The organism is Kribbella jiaozuonensis, from assembly GCF_005233875.1.
GTDB classification, from domain to species: Bacteria; Actinomycetota; Actinomycetes; order Propionibacteriales; family Kribbellaceae; genus Kribbella; species Kribbella jiaozuonensis.
Window position 1 is genome coordinate 116,547 of sequence record NZ_SZPZ01000004.1, and the last position, 18,292, is coordinate 134,838.

Annotated in this window: 15 protein-coding genes; 8 read left to right on the forward strand and 7 right to left on the reverse strand. The window is 68.0% G+C overall.

The window, feature by feature from the left end; translation table 11 throughout:
* Positions 1 to 33: 33 nt before the first annotated feature.
* The gene (locus FDA38_RS26635) at positions 34 to 1,227 is read right to left on the reverse strand and encodes an RNA-guided endonuclease InsQ/TnpB family protein (protein ID WP_137256877.1); all 1,194 of its coding nucleotides are present in this window, start codon (positions 1,225 to 1,227) and stop codon (positions 34 to 36) included.
* A 105-nt stretch (positions 1,228 to 1,332) separates the two neighbouring features.
* Here FDA38_RS26635 and FDA38_RS26640 point away from each other — a divergent pair, with 105 nt between their 5' ends.
* From FDA38_RS26640 to glpK (FDA38_RS26655), 4 genes are read left to right on the forward strand one after another with little or no spacing between them, the layout of a single operon-like run.
* Positions 1,333 to 2,088 (forward strand): ABC transporter ATP-binding protein, encoded by a 756-nt coding sequence (locus FDA38_RS26640; RefSeq protein ID WP_137256878.1) that lies wholly within the window; start codon positions 1,333 to 1,335, stop codon positions 2,086 to 2,088.
* A complete protein-coding gene (locus FDA38_RS26645) occupies positions 2,088 to 4,610 on the forward strand; it encodes an ABC transporter permease (RefSeq protein ID WP_137256879.1) in 2,523 nt (840 codons plus the stop codon). The genes FDA38_RS26640 and FDA38_RS26645 overlap by 1 nt, the downstream gene beginning before the upstream one ends.
* A gap of 59 nt (positions 4,611 to 4,669) precedes the next feature.
* Positions 4,670 to 5,428 carry an IclR family transcriptional regulator gene (locus FDA38_RS26650; protein WP_137256880.1) on the forward strand — a complete coding sequence of 253 codons (759 nt, stop codon included), beginning with the start codon at positions 4,670 to 4,672 and terminating at the stop codon, positions 5,426 to 5,428.
* A gap of 21 nt (positions 5,429 to 5,449) precedes the next feature.
* The gene (gene glpK, locus FDA38_RS26655; protein WP_137256881.1) at positions 5,450 to 6,967 is read left to right on the forward strand and encodes a glycerol kinase GlpK; all 1,518 of its coding nucleotides are present in this window, start codon (positions 5,450 to 5,452) and stop codon (positions 6,965 to 6,967) included.
* A gap of 16 nt (positions 6,968 to 6,983) precedes the next feature.
* On the opposite strand, the gene FDA38_RS26660 is transcribed toward glpK (FDA38_RS26655), so the two are convergent.
* The 3 genes from FDA38_RS26660 to FDA38_RS26670 are packed head-to-tail and all read right to left on the reverse strand — an operon-like array spanning position 6,984 to position 11,118.
* Positions 6,984 to 8,696, reverse strand: a complete 1,713-nt coding sequence (locus tag FDA38_RS26660; protein WP_233714955.1) for a glycerol-3-phosphate dehydrogenase/oxidase — start codon at positions 8,694 to 8,696, stop codon at positions 6,984 to 6,986.
* Between the two features lie 37 nt (positions 8,697 to 8,733).
* Complete coding sequence (glpK, locus tag FDA38_RS26665) at positions 8,734 to 10,251, reverse strand: glycerol kinase GlpK (RefSeq protein WP_137256882.1); 1,518 nt, start codon at positions 10,249 to 10,251, stop codon at positions 8,734 to 8,736.
* Positions 10,252 to 10,281: 30 nt separating this feature from the next.
* A complete protein-coding gene (locus tag FDA38_RS26670) occupies positions 10,282 to 11,118 on the reverse strand; it encodes an MIP/aquaporin family protein (RefSeq protein ID WP_137256883.1) in 837 nt (278 codons plus the stop codon).
* Positions 11,119 to 11,457: 339 nt separating this feature from the next.
* On the opposite strand from FDA38_RS26670, the gene FDA38_RS26675 reads away from it, so the two are divergent.
* The 4 genes from FDA38_RS26675 to FDA38_RS26690 are packed head-to-tail and all read left to right on the forward strand — an operon-like array spanning position 11,458 to position 15,081.
* Positions 11,458 to 12,633: an alpha/beta hydrolase gene (locus FDA38_RS26675; RefSeq protein WP_137256884.1), complete on the forward strand. Its 1,176-nt coding sequence runs from the start codon at positions 11,458 to 11,460 to the stop codon at positions 12,631 to 12,633.
* On the forward strand, positions 12,630 to 13,439 hold the full coding sequence (locus tag FDA38_RS42380) for an SGNH/GDSL hydrolase family protein (protein ID WP_170989878.1): 810 nt from the start codon (positions 12,630 to 12,632) through the stop codon (positions 13,437 to 13,439). Before FDA38_RS26675 ends, FDA38_RS42380 begins: the two co-directional genes overlap by 4 nt.
* Before the next feature lie 20 nt (positions 13,440 to 13,459).
* Positions 13,460 to 13,942, forward strand: coding sequence for a SigE family RNA polymerase sigma factor (locus FDA38_RS26685; RefSeq protein ID WP_137256886.1), 483 nt, complete (start codon positions 13,460 to 13,462; stop codon positions 13,940 to 13,942).
* Positions 13,939 to 15,081, forward strand: a complete 1,143-nt coding sequence (locus FDA38_RS26690; RefSeq protein WP_137256887.1) for a hypothetical protein — start codon at positions 13,939 to 13,941, stop codon at positions 15,079 to 15,081. The genes FDA38_RS26685 and FDA38_RS26690 overlap by 4 nt, the downstream gene beginning before the upstream one ends.
* On the opposite strand, the gene FDA38_RS26695 is transcribed toward FDA38_RS26690, so the two are convergent.
* Genes FDA38_RS26695 through FDA38_RS26705 form a run of 3 tightly spaced genes read right to left on the reverse strand, consistent with a single transcriptional unit; the run spans position 15,075 to position 18,234 of the window.
* On the reverse strand, positions 15,075 to 16,130 hold the full coding sequence (locus FDA38_RS26695) for an ABC transporter ATP-binding protein (protein ID WP_137256888.1): 1,056 nt from the start codon (positions 16,128 to 16,130) through the stop codon (positions 15,075 to 15,077). The genes FDA38_RS26690 and FDA38_RS26695 overlap by 7 nt on opposite strands.
* Positions 16,131 to 16,141: 11 nt before the next feature.
* Positions 16,142 to 17,170, reverse strand: a complete 1,029-nt coding sequence (locus FDA38_RS26700; protein WP_202877925.1) for an ABC transporter ATP-binding protein — start codon at positions 17,168 to 17,170, stop codon at positions 16,142 to 16,144.
* A 50-nt stretch (positions 17,171 to 17,220) separates the two neighbouring features.
* Positions 17,221 to 18,234: an ABC transporter permease gene (locus tag FDA38_RS26705; protein ID WP_137256890.1), complete on the reverse strand. Its 1,014-nt coding sequence runs from the start codon at positions 18,232 to 18,234 to the stop codon at positions 17,221 to 17,223.
* Positions 18,235 to 18,292 lie beyond the last annotated feature (58 nt).

Here is an 18,292-nt window from a genome sequence, read left to right on the forward strand (position 1 = left end):
CCTCCCCGCCGTACGGCGGGGATTCCAACCCGTCTACACAGAAGTAGTGAGTTGAGGTTCACGCTTCACTGACATCCGCGTTGACCTGTCTCTGCGTGCTCTGACCGCCCGTCCGGCGGCGATGTTGATCGCTGCATTCACATCAGCATGGTTGCGATGTCCGCAGCACCGGCACCGGAACGCTTGGCTCTCACGATTCTCCGGTGCGCGGTGGCCGCAGCGCGAACATGTCTGACTCGTATAGGCGGGATGAACCCGCTCGACTCTGGTTGGAGCTTTGTCCTCGAGCCGCCGCACCAGAAGCCCCCAGCCGCTGGCGAGGATGGCACGGTTCAGCGCTGCCTTGTTGCGACGCCGGTTCGGCAGGTAGCCACCAGGCAGGGCAGGATCCGGTATCGGGCGCGGTCGCCGCGCCATCTGTGGGATCCGCAGGTTCTCGACCCGGATCAGGTCGAAGCGACGTGCAATGTCCGTCGATACCTTCTCTATCCAGTCCCTCCGGCGATCGACGGATCGGGCATACATCTTCGCGATAGCGCTCTTGACCCGCTGCCTGCGCTTCGAGCCGCGACGTGCTCTGGCCAGGCGTCGTTGAAGAATGACCAGCCGGTCGTGCTCGGAGTCGCGGATCCCCGGGCAGTGGAGCAACTCACCTGTCGAGAGCGCCACGGAGACCGAAATGCCGCGATCGATCCCGACAACCTTCCCCGTTCCGGGTGCCGGAATCGATGCAGGCACGACGGCGAACGCGATGTGCCACCGACCGACGCGATCACAGGTGATCCGGTACGACTTCGCCGCCGGCACGCTGCGGCTGACCCGGAACCGGACCCAGCCGAGCTTCGGGACCAAGACTCGTGCCCACTTGCGGTTGATTCGTTCGACCCGCTGCGCCTGCGGTCCGGCCACGCGGAAACCTTCGTGCTGTCCCATCCGACGCCAGGTCGGACGGCCGTGGGTGCCGGCAATGTAATTCCTGCGAGCTTGCTCGAAATCCCGCAACGCTTGCTGTTGGACGATCTGCGAGCCAGCCCTCAGCCAGCCGAATGCAGCCCTCGCCGCGGTCAATTGCCTGGCTTGCTCGGCGTACCCAGGAATCCCTCGCTGGCCGGGCTTTCTCATCGACCACTGCTCGGTGGCGAGGTTCCACACATACCGCGCGTGCGCGCAGTGACCGAGTAAGCCAGTAACCTGCGCAGGTGTGGGATCCAAGCGAAAGCGAGACACGCTTGGTAGCCAATCAGCGACCGCCGACAAATTCTGCGACCACCTCGGAGGGAGGGAGTCGCTGCTTCTCCGCTGTCAACGACGGACGAAGCTGCGACCCGATTGATGAATGAGATTGCCGTTCGGGCGGTCGGGGTGTGGAAGGTGTACGGCGGGGGCCAGACGCGGGTGGACGCGCTGGCCGACGTGAGTGCGGACTTCGGGAAGGGCCGGTTCACCGCGATCATGGGGCCGTCCGGCTCCGGGAAGTCGACGCTGCTGCACTGTCTCGCCGGGCTGGACCAGCCGTCGGACGGCAAGGTGTTCCTCGGTGAGGTCGACCTGACCGCGCTGCCCGAGAAGCAGCTGACCCACCTGCGCCGGGACCGGATCGGCTTCGTCTTCCAGGCGTTCAACCTGGTGCCGACCCTGACCGCGCTCGAGAACATCACGCTCCCGCTCGACCTGGCCGGACGGAAACCCGACCAGGAGTGGCTGACCACGGTCATCGACGCGATCGGCCTCACCGACCGGCTGAGCCACAAGCCGTCCGAGCTGTCCGGCGGCCAGCAGCAGCGGGTCGCCTGCGCCCGCGCGCTCGTCTCCCGCCCGGATGTGGTGTTCGCCGACGAGCCGACCGGCAACCTCGACTCCCGCTCCTCCGCGGACGTTCTCGACTTCCTCCATCGCTCCGTCCGCGACTTCGGCCAGACCGTTGTCATGGTCACGCACGACCCGACCGCCGCGTCGTACGCCGATCGTGTGCTCTTCCTGGCCGACGGCACGCTGCAGTCCGAGCTGCTCGACCCGACCGCCGAGTCCGTGCTCGACACCATGAAGAAGCTCGAAACGACGCTGCCTGCCGAACACGTGGCGGGCTGATGTTCAAGCTCGGCCTCCGCTCGGTCCTCGCGCACCGGCTCCGGTTCGTCCTGTGCACCCTCGCCGTCACGCTCGGCGTCGCGTTCGCCGGCGGTGCGATGGTCTTCACCGACACCCTCTCGCACGCCCTGAAGAAGAACTTCGCGGTGAGTACGGCGGATATCACCGTCACGCCGTCGTCCCCGATCGAGACCGGCACGGACCGCCCCGCGACGTTCCAGTCCGAGGTCGCGGACCGCGTCGCCGCCGTCCCCGGGGTGGCGAGCGCGATCCCGCAGCTGATGGTCAGCGATGTCGAGATCCTCGGCCCGGACGGCAAGAAGATCGAGAACTACGGGCTGACCAGCTTCGGAGCCGCCTGGCCTCGCGATGCCGCGACCGCGCCGTTCAAGCTGGTCGACGGCACTCCACCGTTCGGTGGCAGCCAGCTGGCGCTCGACGAGTCGACCGCGAGCCGCGCAGGCTACGGGATCGGTGACCAGGTCAGGATCGTCACGCCCACCCAGGCTCTCAGCGCGACCCTCACCGGGACGACCACTCCAGCTGTTGCGGGCGCCGCGGCCGGTGCGCCGCTGGTCAGCTTCGACGGTGCGACGGCTCAGCGCCTGCTGCTGGGCAAGGCGGGCTGGACGTCGATCACCGTCGCACTCAAGCCAGGCTCGGACGCCGACACCGTCAGCAAGGCGATCTCCACGACCATCGGCGACTCCGTAAAGGTCCGGACCGCGAAGCAGGTCTCGGCCGACGGCCAGCACGATCTCGACACCACCTTCGGCGGCTTCAGCACCGTGCTCGTGCTGTTCGCCTGCCTCGCGTTGTTCGTCGGCACGTTCCTGATCGTCAACACGTTCGCGATGGTCGTCGCGCAACGGTCCCGCGAGCTCGCGATGCTGCGGGCGATCGGCGCGTCCCGCGGTCAGGTCACCAGCTCGATCGTGGTCGAGAGCGCCGTCATCGGCTTCCTCGGCTCCACGCTGGGCCTGTTGATCGGTATCGGCGTGGCCGTCGCGATCAGATTCACGTACGAGACGCTCGACCTCCGCATCCCGACCGCCTCGCTCCAGGTCACCCCGACAACGATCATCGCCTGCTACATCATCGGCATCGGCGTCACGGTCGCCGCGGCGGCGCCGGCTGCGCGCCGGGCCGGGAAGCTCCCGCCGATCGCCGCGATGCGCGACGACGTCACCGTCGCGGAACGCTCGCTGCTCGTACGCATCCTGATCGGCGCCTTCGTGCTGCTGATGGCCGTCCTGCTGTACGCGATCGGCCTGAACGCCGGCGGCCTGCCGGGCGTCGTACTCATCGTTCTCGGGGCCGGCACCGCCGTCATCGGCATCGTGATGCTCAGTCCGCTCCTCAGCCGGTACGTCGTCCGCGGGCTGATGTACCCGTTCGGCCGTAAGGCGCCGGTCACCCTCGGCCGCCGTAACGCCGAGCGGAACCCCCGCCGTACGTCGGCCACCGCGTCGGCGCTGATGATCTCGGTCTCGCTGATCTGCGGCCTGATGGTGATCGCCGCCTCGGCGAAAGCCTCGATCAACCAGAACATCGCCGACGCACTCGGCACCTCGCAGATCCTCATCACCACCGACGGCACGCCCGCGTTCAGCACCCAGGTCGGCGACCGGACGGAGAAGGTCACCGGCGTCCGGTCCGTCCACCGGGTCCGGACGGAGACCGGCAAGGTCGGAAAGACCAACGTCCAGGTGACCGGGGTCAGCGACGGCACGCTCGACGGCCCGATCACCACCACGTTCGACTCCGGCTCCGCGGCCGCGCTCGGCTCCGGCCAGGCCCTCCTCCCCCGGAACCTCGCGACAACGCTCGGCGTCACCGTCGGCAAGACCTTCGAGCTGGCCACCGCGGCCGGCACCCACAAGCTCACCGTCGGCGGGATCCTCGGGCCGAACCGGCAGCTCAACGCGGTGATCGTCTCGCTGCCGACGTACCAGACCATCGGCGGCACGACCAGCGACAACCTCCTGTACGTCGAAGTTGCTGACGGCAACCAAGTCGGCCAGGTCCGGGCCGATATTCTCGGCAATCTGGCCACGGACTACCCGTCGATGCAGGTCCGCGACCAGCAGGCGTACGCCGCCGCCGCGCGCGAGCCGGTGAACGGCGTACTCGCCGCTGTCGGGTTCCTGCTCGTGCTCGCGGTCCTGATCGCGTTGCTCGGCATTGTGAACACGCTCGGACTCGGTGTGGTCGAGCGCACCCGCGAGATCGGCCTGCTCCGGGCGGTCGGGATGGACGCGCCGCAGCTGAGCCGGATGCTGCGGGTCGAATCGATCGCGATCACGATGTTCGGATCGCTGCTGGGACTGGCGCTCGGTGTCGGCGTCGCGGCCGCGATCCAGTCCGCGATGGTCGACAACGGGCTCAATGTCCGCGATATCCCGGTGCTGCAGCTGGTGGCAGCGGTGGCGGCGGCGATGCTGTTCGGCGTACTCGCTGCTGTTTGGCCGTCACGCCGTGCTGCACGTCTGAATGTGTTGCGAGCAATCGCTTCAGAGTGAGTACTGCAGTGAACTCCTGAGGTGAAGCCATACCAGTGATTCACAGGTAATCTGCCGTTGTGCCGGGGACTGTGCAGTCGATCGAGCGGGCCGCGGCGGTGCTGCGACTCCTCGCCGCCGCGCCTGACGGGCTCGGGGTCGCCGACCTGGGCAACGCACTCGGGCTGGCGAAGACGACCGTGCACGGGATCCTCCGCACTCTGCACCAGGTCGGCTTCGTCGAGCAGGACCACAGCGGCGCGCATTACCACCTCAGCGACGCGTTCGGCCGGCTCGGCGAGAGCTACCTCGACCCGAACGAGCTCCGCAGCCGCGCCATCAACTGGGCCGACTCACTCGCGTCCCGCAGCGGCGAGGTCGTTCGCGTCGGCCGCCTGGTCGAGGGCAAGGTCGTCGTCGTTCACCATGTCTTCCGGCCCGACGACAGCGACCAGGATCTGGACGTCGGTACGACGCTGCCGCCGCATGCGACCGCACTGGGCAAAGCGGTTCTCGCGTACGACGCCAGCGGCGCCTCCCGGCCGCGGAAACTCGAGGCGTTCACGACCCGGACCATCACCGATCCGGCCCGGCTGGCCGAGGAGCTCGCGGCAGTCCGCGCGCGGGGCTGGGCCAGCGAGTTCGAGGAATACACCGTCGAGCTCGCGAGTATCGCCGCGCCGATCCGCGGACTCGGCGGCCTGGTCGTCGGCGCGGTCGGCCTGGCCGGCCGGGTGGAACGCATCTGCGACAGCCGTCTGCGGCACCGCGCCGACCTGGTCACGATGGTCCGCGCCACCGCGGAGGCCATCGCCCGCGACCTACGGGCGGAAGCATGAGCATGATCGGGGGGTGGATTGATGGCTGAGCAGTATGTGGCTGCGGTGGATCAGGGGACGAACTCGACCCGGTGCATCCTGTTCGATCGGCGCGGGCGGTTGGTGTCGGTGGCGCAGCGTGAGCACCATCAGCTCTTCCCCCGGCCGGGTTGGGTCGAGCACGACGCCGGCGAGATCTGGAACAACGTCACCCGCGTGGTGCCCGCAGCGATCAAGCAGATCGGCGCCTCGCCGTCCCAGGTCGTTGCCATCGGCATCGCGAACCAGCGCGAGACCAGCCTGCTGTGGGACCGGCTGACCGGCCAGCCGATCGGCCACGCGGTGACCTGGCAGGACACCCGGACGGACCGGCTCGTCACCGAGCTCTCCGGCACCGAAGGCGCGGACCGCTTCGCGGAGCTGTGCGGTCTCCCGTTGACGACGTACTTCTCGGCGCCACGGATCAAGTGGATGCTCGACCACACGCCCGGGCTGCGGCAGCGCGCCGAGCGCGGCGAGATCCGCTTCGGGACGATGGAGAGCTGGCTGATCTGGAACTTCACCGGCGGCGCGAACGGCGGACTGCACGCCACCGATGTGACCAACGCGAGCCGCACGATGCTGATGAACATCGAGACGCTCGAATGGGACGACCGGCTGCTCGAGGCGTTCGACGTACCGCGCGCGATCCTGCCGGAGATCCGGCCGTCGTCCGGGGTGTTCGCGACGGCGACCGAAGTACTGCCCGGAGTCCGGATCGGCGCGGCGCTCGGTGATCAGCAGGCTGCACTGTTCGGGCAGACCTGCTTCAGCGCCGGTGAGGCGAAGTGCACGTACGGCACGGGATCGTTCCTGTTGCTGCACACCGGGCAGGAGATCGTCCGGTCGAAGCACGGGATGCTGACCACGGTCGCGTACCAGATCGGTGACCACCCGGCGTCGTACGCGCTGGAAGGCTCGATGGCGGTGACCGGGTCGCTGGTGCAGTGGTTCCGGGACGGGCTCGGGATGATCCACACTGCGGCCGAGATCGAGACGCTGGCGCGGACCGTTGAGGACAACGGCGGCGCGTACATCGTGCCGGCGTTCTCCGGCCTGTTCGCACCGCATTGGCGGAGTGAGGCGCGCGGGGTGATCGCCGGGTTGACCGGCTACATCACGAAGGGGCATCTTGCGCGGGCGGTCCTCGAAGCGACCGGTTTCCAGACGCTCGAGGTCGTCGACGCGATGAACGCCGACTCCGGTATCGCGCTGACCGCGCTCAAGGTCGACGGCGGGATGACCGCGAACAACCTGCTGATGCAGTTCCTCGCCGATCTGCTCGACGTTCGCGTCGTACGCCCGATGGTGACCGAGACGGTTTCACTCGGCGCCGCGTACGCCGCGGGGCTGGCCGTCGGGTACTGGCCGGACCTGGAAGGACTCCGCAGCAACTGGCACCGCGCCGGCCAGTGGATGCCGCACATGGATCCGGCCCGCCGCAAGACGGAGTACGCGAACTGGCAGGCCGCTGTCCAGCGCACCTTCAACTGGATCCGCCCCGAGGACCAGGAGCTCTAGTCCCCGGGGCGGTCCGTCAGGCCGGCGAGACGATGTCGGGAGCCTCGAGGCGGACCTTGTCGGCGGACTCGTCGTCGGGCTGGTCCTGGGAGTCGCGTTCGGACTGGACGCGCTTGGTGTAGAACGAGACCTCGCGCTCGATCGTCGCCTCGTCCCAGCCGAGGATCGGGGCGACCAGCCGGGCCGCTGCCTCGGCGGCGCCGACTCCACGGTCCCAGGCCTCGATCGAGATCCGGGTCCGCCGGGCCAGGATGTCGTCGAGGTGACGAGCACCCTCGGCCTTCGCGCCGTACACGATCTCGGCCTTCAGATAGTCCTGCGTGCCGGGCAACTGCTCGCCCAGCGACGGGTCCTCCTCGACCAGCTTGAGTACCTCGTCGACCAGCGCGCCGTACCGGTTCAGCAGGTGCTCGATCCGGGCCACGTGCAGACCGGAGCGCTGCGCGATCAGGTGCCGCTGGTTCCACAGCGCGTGGTACCCGTCGGCGCCGACCAGCGGGATGTTCTTGGTGACGCTCTTCGGCACCCGTCCGTCGAGCGCGGCCGCGGCCGCGTCGATCGCGTCCTTGGCCATCACCCGGTACGTCGTGTACTTGCCCCCGGCAACAACCACCAGGCCGGGCGCGGCGTGCGCGACCACGTGTTCACGGGACAGCTTCGACGTACTCTCCGACTCACCGGCGAGCAGCGGCCGCAGCCCGGCGTACACGCCCTCGACGTCCTCACGGGTCAGCGGCGTCGTGAGTACGGCGTTCACGTGGTCGAGCAGGTACTCGATGTCCTTGCTCGTCGCGGCCGGATGCGCCTTGTCGAGATGCCAGTCCGTGTCCGTCGTCCCGATCAGCCAGTGCCGGCCCCACGGGATGATGAACAGCACGGACTTCTCGGTCCGCAGGATCATCCCGGTGCTGGACTGGATCCGGTCCTTCGGTACGACGAGGTGGATCCCCTTCGACGCGCGGACGTGGTACTGCCCGCGCTCCCCCACCATCGCCTGCGTGTCATCGGTCCAGACGCCGGTCGCATTCACGACCTGCTTCGCCCGGACCTCGAACTCGCGCCCGCTCTCCAGGTCCTTCGCCTGCACGCCGGTGACTCGCTCGCCCTGGCGCAGGAAACCGGTCACCTTCACCCGGTTCGCGACGTGCGCGCCGTACGACGCTGCCGTGCGCGCGAGCTCCATCGTGTGACGGGCGTCGTCGACCTGGGCGTCGTAGTACTGCAACGCGCCGATCAACGCTGACTTCTTCAGCGACGGGACCAGCCGCATCGCGCCGCGGCGGGTCAGGTGCCGGTGGATCGGCAGGCCGGCGCCGTACCCCGAGCTGACCGCCATACCGTCGTACAGCGCGACGCCGGAGCCGGCGTAGAACCGCTCCCACCAGCGGTGCTGGAGCGGGTACAGGAACGGCACCGGCTTGACCAGGTGCGGTGCCAGGCGTTGCAGGAGCAGACCGCGCTCCTGCAACGCCTCGTGCACCAGTCGGAAGTCGAGCATCTCCAGGTAGCGCAGGCCACCGTGGATCAGCTTGCTGGACCGGCTGGAGGTGCCGCTCGCGAAGTCGCGGGCCTCCAGCAGTCCGGTGGTCAGACCCCGGGTCGCGGCGTCGAGCGCCGACCCGGTGCCGACCACCCCGCCACCGATCACCAGGACGTCCAGTTCGCGTCCGTCGGCCATCGCGTCGATCGCGTCGGCCCTCGCTTGCGGTGACAGAGCCACTACGCCCACTGTGCTGTTCCTTCCGATTGCAGTTACTCGTGCTCGATCAGTCGACGTCGACCCAGTCGAGGGTCCGCTGGACCGCCTTCTGCCAGCCCGCGTACCCCTTGGCACGCTGGTCGTCGTCCCACTGCGGCGTCCACCGCTTGTCCTCGTTCCAGTTCTGGACGAGCTCTTCCTTGGTCTTCCAGAACCCGACCGCGAGACCGGCCGCGTACGCCGCACCGAGCGCCGTGGTCTCCGCGACGACCGGCTTGCTCACCGGTACGCCGAGGATGTCGGCCTGCATCTGCATGGCCAGCTCGTTGGCCGTCACACCGCCGTCGACCTTCAGTACGTCGAGCGTCACGCCCGAGTCCTTCTCCATCGCGTCGGTGACGTCCTTGCTCTGGTAGCAGATCGCTTCCAGTGTTGCGCGCGCCAGGTGAGCGTTGGTGTTGAACCGCGACAGCCCGACGATCGCCCCGCGTGCGTCGGACCGCCAGTACGGCGCGAACAGGCCCGAGAACGCGGGCACGAAGTACACGCCGCCGTTGTCCTCGACGGTCCGGGCCAGCGTCTCGATCTCACTGGCGCCGGAGATGATGCCGAGCTGGTCGCGCAGCCACTGCACGGCCGACCCGGTGACGGCGATGGAACCCTCCAGCGCGTAGACCGGCGCCTCGTCGCCGAACTTGTAGCACATCGTGCTCAGCAGGCCGGCCTTCGACCGGACCAGCTCGGTGCCGGTGTTCAGCAGCATGAAGTTACCGGTGCCGTAGGTGTTCTTCGCCTCGCCCGGGTTGAAGCAGACCTGACCGACGGTCGCCGCCTGCTGGTCGCCGAGGTCACCGGTCAGCGCCACGACGCCGCCCACCGGGCCGTTCGCGAGCGTCTCGCCGTACATGTTCGGGTCCGACGACGGACGGATCTCCGGCAGCATCTGCCGCGGGATGTTGAAGAAGCTGATCAGCTCGTCGTCCCAGTCGAGCGTCTCGAGGTTCATCAGCATCGTCCGGCTGGCGTTCGTCACATCGGTGATGTGGACGCCGCCCTCGGTGCCGCCGGTGAGGTTCCACAGCAGGTAGGTGTCGGTGTTGCCGAACACGGCGTCACCGGCCTCGGCGGCCTCGCGGACACCGTCGACGTTCTCCAGGATCCACTGCACCTTGCCGGCCGAGAAGTACGTCGCCGGCGGCAGACCGGCCTTCTGCCGGATCACGTCACCCTTGCCCTCGCGCTCCAGCGCGGAGGCGATCCGGTCGGTCCGGGTGTCCTGCCAGACGATCGCGTTGTAGTACGGACGACCGGTCTTGCGGTTCCACACCACCGCGGTCTCGCGCTGGTTGGTGATGCCGAGCGCGGCCAGGTCGCTCGCGTGCAGGTTGTTGGCGTTGAGCGCGGTCCGGATCACCGAGCTGGTCCGCTCCCAGATCTCCAGCGGGTTGTGCTCCACCCACCCCGCCTGCGGCAGGATCTGCTCGTGCTCCAGCTGGTGGATACCCACCGCGTTGCCGGAGTGGTCGAAGATCATGAATCGGGTGCTCGTGGTGCCCTGGTCGACGGCACCGACGAAGTCAGCCATGGAAAGTCCTCTCCTCACACAGGGGTGGTGTCATGCGCTCGTGTTCTCCTCCGGGATGCGGCCCGGTTCCTCGTCCTCGTCCGCGATCGGCAGGTTCCGTCCGACCAGCAGGTCGTACAGGAACGCACCGAGCAGCGCGCCGAGGATCGGGGCCACGATCGGCACCCAGAAATACAGGTCCCCGAACTGATCCTTCAACGCTCCGCCGTACCCCGTGATCAACGACGCTACCCGCGGCCCGAAGTCACGGGCGGGGTTGATCGCGTACCCCGCGTTGGTGCCCCAGGCCATGCCGATACCGACCACCAGCAGGCCGACGATGAACGGCGCCAGGTTGGCCGCCGGGGCGGTGTTGCGCAGGTCGGTGATGGCCAGGATCACCATCATCAGGATCGCCGTACCGATGATCTGGTCGCGGAAGCCGCCCCACATGTGGACGCCGAGGTCCAGGCTGCCGTTGCCGGGGAGCGTGGAGAACACGCCCTGGGTCTTGATGGTCAGACCGGGGTCGACCTTGTGCAGTGCCTCGGTGTAGTTCCAGCGGACCACCAGAGCCGCCACGAACGCCCCGAGGAACTGCGACAGCGCGTACGGCAGTACCTTCCGCCAGCTGAAGCCGCGGAACGCCGCGAGGGCGACCGTCACCGCCGGGTTCAGATGCGCGCCGGTCATCCGGCCCGCAACGTAGATGCCCAGTGTCACGCCGATACCCCAGGCCCAGGCGATCGAGTCGTGGTCACCGATCCCGCCGGCCACCACCTGCGCCACCACCCCGACGCCGAACAGGATCAGGATGAACGTGCCCGCGAATTCCGCGGAACACTCCCCCAGAAGGGTTTTCGCTTTGACCGCTTCGGTCGTAGCCATACCGAACCTCCCTTCCCCGCCGTGACGACCACGGCTGGCTGGAATCTAGGAGCGATAACCAGACGTGACAACGCCCGCCGTTCGACATTGTCGAACGACGATCCCCGGCTTATGAGCTGCGACACACGGTAATCTCCTGATCACTCAACGGAACATGCCAACCGGGTGCTGTTGTTCGGCGTCTCGCCTGTGGATCAACTCGGTTTCTGGAGGGGTTGGATGAGCGTTTCGCTGCTTGGGGGATGGTTTCCGGCGGGGCTTGAGGTGGTTGCGGCGGGGGTGTTGGTGGCGGCTGTGGGGTGGCGGGATCGGCGGTGGCGGGGGCGGGTGGTGCCGTTGGTGGGGGTTGGGGCGGGGTTGCTGACGCTGGTGGCGGCGTACCCGGGGGCCAAGTTGGCGGGGGTGACGGATCCGTTGCCGTTCTCGGTGTGGTTGTGGTTCGGGGTGGGGCTGGCAGGGGTGATCGTGCTCGCGGTCGGGTGGCGGACTGCGGGGTGGTGGCGGCGGGGTACGGCGGTGGTTGCGGTGGCGCTCGCGGGGTTGGTGTGTGCGAACCAGATCAACCGGTTCGTCGGGTATTACCCGACGATCGACTCGGCGGTGAACGACTGGACCGACACACCATTGCCGGGGCAGGTGTCGATGTCGGGTCTCGCCCACACGGCGGGTACGACGAAGCTGCCGCCGGTGGGGCGGTTGGTCGCGGTGAACATCCCGGCGACGTACAGCCATTTCAAGCATCGGCAGGAGCTGGTTTACCTGCCGCCGATCTGGTTCCGCGGGGAGCGGCGGCCGGCGTTGCCTGTCGTCGAGTTGATCGGCGGGGAGCGGGGTGGGCCGGGTGACTGGGTGCGGCTCGGGAACGCCGTGCAGGTGTCCGACGCGTACGCGCACCGGCATCACGGATACGCCCCGATCCTGGTCTTCGCGGACGCGACCTCGCGGTTCGACAACGACACCGAGTGTGTGAACGGGCCGCGGGGCAACTCCGCCGACCACCTCGACCAGGACATCCCGCATTTCATCGAGAAGATGTTCGGCGCCTCGCACGACCCGCGGCAGTGGGCCGTCGCCGGGTTCTCGATGGGCGGCACCTGTTCCCTCGACCTCGTCGTCGAGCACCCGGACGTCTTCGACCACTTCATCGACATCTCCGGCGACCTCGCGCCGTACACCAGCACGCCGGCCGCCAGCCTGCACGACCTGTACGGCGGCAACGTGGCGCTCGAGAAGGCCAACGAGGCGCTGCTCGTGATGCGTGCCCATGGCAAGTACACGAACGTCAACGGTCTCTTCCTCACCAGCACCGAGGAGCTGCGGCACCAGCACGAGTCGGAAGAGCTGTCCACCGCCGCGGCGAAGGTCGGCATCTGGTCCCGGGTCGAGATCTCGCCCGGCACGCACGTGTGGCAGTTCGCCGCTCCGGCGTTCGCGACGGCCTATCCTTGGCTCGCGAACCAACTCGCGCTCCCGGCGGGCCCGCGTCACGAAACGAGGCACACGAAACCGGCGTGATCCAGACACTCCGACGACTCGCGATCGGTCTGGTCGTTCTCCTGATCGTCACCGCGATCAGCAGCGCCGACACGATCAGCGAGGTCCTCCGGCCGCAGCCGCAGGCTGCCGGTCAGGTCCGGGTCGTCGCCCTCGGCGACTCGGTCACGTCCGGCCACAACTGCAACTGCGCAGCGTTCCCCCAGATGTACGGCGACCTGCTCCACGACCGCTCCGACGTACCCGTGCTCGTCAACAACCTCGGCGTCGCCGGCCTCGACTCGAACGGTCTGCTGCAACTGCTCAACCAGCGCAACTCCCCCGCCGAGCAGGCCACCGCCGCGGCGAACGTCGTACTGATCACCATCGGGGCGAACGACTTCGGCGACCACCACGACGACGTCACCAGCGGCCAGTGCACCGGCGACTGCGTGTCGGACGAGTTCGAGCAGCTCCAGGTCAACCTCGGCAAGATCCTCGACCGGATCCACGTCCTGCGCGCCAACCTGCCGACCACGATCCTGATGACCGGGTACTGGAACGTCTTCAAGGACGGCGACGTCGCCAAACGCCAGTACACCCCGAGCGGCCGGATCGCCAGCGACCAGCTCACCGTCCGCACCAACGCCGCGATCGCCGCCGCGGCCCAGGCGGACGACGCGACGTACGTCGACATCTACACCCCGTTCGAGGACAGCACCGACATCACCAGCCTGCTCGCCTCCGACGGGGACCACCCGAACGCGGCCGGTCACACCCTGATCGCCCGAACCCTTCTCGCCGCAACACCCAACCCTTTGACGGCGTCCCCACGTCAGGGAGGGTAGATCGACCCGAGGGGAACCAGATGAGCTTCGCCGACTTCGCGACCAGCCGGCACGGCGCGCTCTATCGGTACGCCTACCTGCTGGCCGGAGACCGCGGCCTGGCCGAGGATCTCGTCCAGGAGGCCCTGGTCAAGACGTACGTCGGCTGGCACCGCCTCCGCGACCCGAACAACGCCGAGGCCTACACCCGCCGCGTCATCACCACGACCGCGATCGGCTGGTGGCGCCGTAAGTCCTGGCGGGCTGAGCTCCCCAACGACGACGTACCTGACCGGCCGACCGACCCCGATGACGTGACCGCCCGCGTCTGGCTGTGGCACGAAATACAGAAGCTCCCACCGCGACAACGAGCGGCGTTGGTACTGCGGTACTACGAGGACCTCACCGAGACCCAGACCGCCGAGGTGCTCGGCTGCAGCGTCGGGACCGTCAAGAGCCAGGTCTCCGACGCACTCAAGAAGCTCCGGTCCGACGTGGTGTTGAAGGCAGGAATGACGGAATGACGAACCTACTCCGGGACACCCTCACCGAGCGCGCCGACAACCTCGAACCACCGCCGCTGGACCTGGACGGCATTGTTGCGGCAGGCAATCGTCAGATCTCCCGCCGCCGCGCCCTGACCGTCCTCGGCGGCGCCGTCGCCACCGCGGCGGTTGCCGTCGGCGGCGCAACCCTGATCCGCTCCCGGCGCCCCCAACCGGTCCGGCCGGCTCCCTACGTCGAGCGCCGGGCGGCAACATTTGCGGTCGGCAACAAGATTCATTACGGCGCCGACGTGATCACGACGCAGTCCACCCGGATCAACGCCTTCGTACAGACCGACGCCGGCTTCGTCTTCCTTGATGAAGGCAACAACATCCACGTCGCCGACCGCGCGACCGGCAAAGGCGCGTGGAGCCTGACGGCGGACCACCGCGGCAACCTGGTCGCCTGGGTCGAAGGTTTCAACGACCACGCCGAATCGGTGGTGTACGACGTCGCCGAGCAGCGCGAGCTCGTCCGGACCCCGATCGGCAACGCGATCCCGCCCAACGTCAGCCTCGCGTTCAGTCCGACGATCGTCGCGCTCGACGGCAACACCGCGTACTTCGGCACGCTCAAAGGCCTCTACCGCTGGAACCTCGGGACCAACAGAGGCGACCTGATCGCCAACGTAGCCCCGAACGCGGTCCGGACCGTGACTGCGGGCCAACTCGTCTACCAGCAACCGCTCGTGCAACCGATCATGGGCCACACACTGAGGGTCGGCCCGACCCTCACCAGTGGAACCAGGACCACCTTCACCGGGCAGCAGGCGTTCCTGTCACCCGACGCCCGTTACCTCGTGACCCAGCCCGCCGACGCCCGCATGGGCGATCAGCCCGTCTGGTCCGACCTCCAACTGTTCGGTGTGACCACCCGGACCGTCGGCCGGTTGCCCGGCACGTATGCGAAGTTCCTGTTCGGTCAGTGGCTCGACAACACGACCTTCACGGCCGCCGGAGTGCGCTCGGATGTCGTGGACCTGCTCACGATCAACGCCGAGACCGGCGCGCACACAGTCGTGGCGCCGGAGTTCTCGACGTACACCTTCAGCACGACGGCACCGCGGATTCTGCCGTTCGCGATGCCGACCGGTGCGTCGATCTACGACGTCTACTGATCGACCTGCGCGGCAGGCTTGTCCGTGGGCTGGTTCTCCGGGAAGTGGCACGCGGTCTGGTGGCCGGGGGCCAGCTCGACCAGCGGCGGCTCGACGGACTTGCAGATGTCCTGGGCCTTCCAGCAGCGGGTGTGGAACCGGCAGGCCGGCGGCGGATTGATCGGCGAAGGGACGTCGCCCTGCAGCCGGATCCGCTCCTGCTTGGCCTTCCGCTTGGTGTCCGGCACCGGGACCGCCGAGAGCAGCGCGACCGTGTACGGGTGCATCGGCTTCTCGTACAGGTCGACCCGGTCGGCGAGCTCGACGATCTTGCCGAGGTACATGACCGCGACCCGGTCCGACACATGCCGTACGACGGACAGGTCGTGCGCGATCATCACGTACGTCAGATCGAACTCTTCCTGCAGGTCCTCGAGCAGGTTCACCACCTGGGCCTGGATCGACACGTCCAGCGCCGACACCGGCTCGTCCGCGACGATCAGCTTCGGCCGCAGCGCGAGCGTCCGGGCGATGCCGATGCGCTGGCGCTGACCGCCGGAGAACTCGTGCGGGTACCGGTTGTAGTGCTCCGGGCTCAGACCGACCAGCTCGAGCAGCTCCTGCACGGCCTTCTTCACGCCGTGCTCGGTCTTCACGTTCTGCAGCTTGAACGGCGCGCCGACGATCTTGCCGACCGTGTGCCGCGGGTTCAGCGAACCGTACGGGTCCTGGAAGATCATCTGTACGTCGCGGCGCAGCGGACGCATCTGCCCCTCGCGCAGGTGGCTGATGTCGCGGCCCTCGAAGATGATCTCGCCGGACGTCGGCTCGAGCAGCCGGGTCAGCAGCCGGCCGGTGGTGGTCTTGCCACAGCCGGACTCGCCCACCAGCGACAACGTCTCGCCGCGGGTAACGCTGAAGGTCAGACCGTCGACCGCCTGGACCGCCCCGACCTGGCGCTGCAGGACGCCCTTGCGGATCGGGAAGTGCTTGACGAGGCTGGTGACCGAGAGGATCTCCTCGCCGATCTTCGGTACGGCTGGAGTGGATTCGGCGTCAGTAGTGGTCACAGTCGTCCCGTTCACAGCTTCGGCTTGATGTCGGTCTCCCACGCCTGCTGGCGGTTCTGCGGGGAGAGGTGGCAGGCGACCATGTGGCCGTTGCCGGTGTCGAGCAGCTCCGGCCGGTCGGTCTCGCTTGCGCCGCCGTTCAGGTGCGCGTAGTTGCAGCGCGGGTTGAACGCACAGCCCGTCGGGACGTTGATCAGGCTCGGCGGCGTGCCCTTGATCGGGATCAGCCGCTCGCTGCGCTCCCGGTCGATCCGCGGCATCGAGCCGAGCAGACCCCAGGTGTACGGGTGCTGCGGCTCGTCGAAGATCTCCTCGGCCGTGCCGTACTCGGCCGCGCGACCGGCGTACATCACCTGGATGTCGTCGGCCAGCTCCGCGACCACGCCGAGGTCGTGGGTGATGATGATGACGGCCGAGTTGAACTCGCGCTGCAGGTCCCGGATCAGGTCCAGGATCTGCGCCTGCACGGTGACGTCGAGGGCCGTGGTCGGCTCGTCGGCGATCAGCAGGTCCGGGTCACACGACAGCGCCATCGCGATCATCGCGCGCTGCCGCATACCGCCGGAGAACTGGTGCGGGTACGCGTCGACGCGCCGGTCGGGCTGCGGGATGCCGACCCGGTCGAGCATCTCGATCGCGTGCTTCCGCGCGACCTGCTTGCTGACCTGGTTGTGCACCCGGTACGCCTCGACGATCTGGTGGCCGACCGTGTAGAAGGGGTGCATCGCCGACAGCGGGTCCTGGAAGATCATCGCCATCCGCTTGCCGCGCAGCAACCGGACCTCTTCGCGGCTGGCCGAGACCAGGTCCTGTCCGTCCAGGAAGATCTGACCGCTGATCCTGGCCACACCCGGCGGGTGCAGGCCCATGATCGACAGGCTCGTCACGCTCTTGCCGGAGCCGGACTCCCCCACGATGCCGAGGGTCCTGCCCCGCTCCAGCTTGAACGAGATCCCGTCCACCGACTTGACCAGACCGTCGTCGGTCGGGAAGTGCACCTTGAGGTCGCGTACGTCGAGGAACGCCTCGCCGCGCTCCACCCGCTGGACCGAGTCTTGTACCGCGTCTTGTACCGCTTCGTTCGGCTCGGTCACGAGATCCGCACCCTCGGGTCGACAACGGCGTACAGGAGGTCAACGACCAGGTTCGCGACCACGATGAAGAACGCCGCGATCAGCGTCACGCCGAGCACCTTCGGCAGGTCGTTGGCCTGCAGGGCGATGACGGCGTACTGGCCGAGGCCGGGGAGCGAGAACGTGGTCTCGGTCAGGATCGCGCCGCCGAGCAACAGGCCCAGGTCCAGACCGAAGATCGTCAGGATCGGCGTCAGCGCGGACCGCAGGCCGTGCTTGATCACCACGTCCCGCTCGGTCAGGCCCTTGGCCCGGGCGGTCCGGACGAAGTCCTCGTTCATCGTCTCGAGCATGCCGGCCCGGGTGAGTCGCGCGTACGCCGCGGCGTACAGGAACGCGAGCGTGACCCACGGCAGGATCAGGTCGTAGGCCCACCACAGTGGATTGGTCTCGTCCATCGGGTTGGTACCGCCCTGGACGGTCCAGCCGAGGCCGTAACTGAAGATCGACAGCGACAGCAGGCCGGTGAAGAAGATCGGCAGTGACACACCGGCGAGTGCCACCGTCATCAGTGATCGGTCCAGGACCGAGCCACGTCTCAGTGCCGAGATGATGCCGGTGCCGACCCCGGTGATCAGCCAGATGAACGCCGCACCACCCGCCAGCGAGGCGGTGACCGGTATTCGCGCGACCAGGTCCGGCCAGACCGGCGTCTGGGTCAGGAACGAGTAGCCGAAGCACGGCGCCGGGCAGTGCTCGGTGGCCGGACCGTAGTTGTAGTCAGACCCGACGACCAGGCCTTTGACGAACCGGCCGTACTGCACGTAGAGCGGATCGGTGAAGCCGAGCCGCACCGCGGTCTCGTGGATCTGCTCCTTGCCGACGCTCTTGCCGACGTAACGCGAGGCCAGGTCGTCGGCGGTCGCGCCGCCGAGCTTCGGAACCAGGAAGAAGATCGAGAACGTGACGGCCGTGACGATGAAGAGCAGGACCACTGCCCCGATCACCCGGCGGATCAGATATGCGAGCACCGTGCGCGGCGTGGTGGCCGGTGATCATCGCTGATCACCGGCCACCATCAGCCTTCAC

Bases quoted from the DNA above. Each gene is read 5' to 3' on its own strand.
- FDA38_RS26640 (WP_137256878.1), top strand. From the start codon at position 1,333: ATGAATGAGATTGCCGTTCGGGCGGTCGGGGTGTGGAAGGTGTACGGC.
- FDA38_RS26645 (WP_137256879.1), top strand. From the start codon at position 2,088: ATGTTCAAGCTCGGCCTCCGCTCGGTCCTCGCGCACCGGCTCCGGTTC.
- glpK (WP_137256881.1), top strand. From the start codon at position 5,450: ATGGCTGAGCAGTATGTGGCTGCGGTGGATCAGGGGACGAACTCGACC.
- glpK (WP_137256882.1), bottom strand. From the start codon at position 10,251: ATGGCTGACTTCGTCGGTGCCGTCGACCAGGGCACCACGAGCACCCGA.
- FDA38_RS26670 (WP_137256883.1), bottom strand. From the start codon at position 11,118: ATGGCTACGACCGAAGCGGTCAAAGCGAAAACCCTTCTGGGGGAGTGT.
- FDA38_RS26685 (WP_137256886.1), top strand. From the start codon at position 13,460: ATGAGCTTCGCCGACTTCGCGACCAGCCGGCACGGCGCGCTCTATCGG.
- FDA38_RS26690 (WP_137256887.1), top strand. From the start codon at position 13,939: ATGACGAACCTACTCCGGGACACCCTCACCGAGCGCGCCGACAACCTC.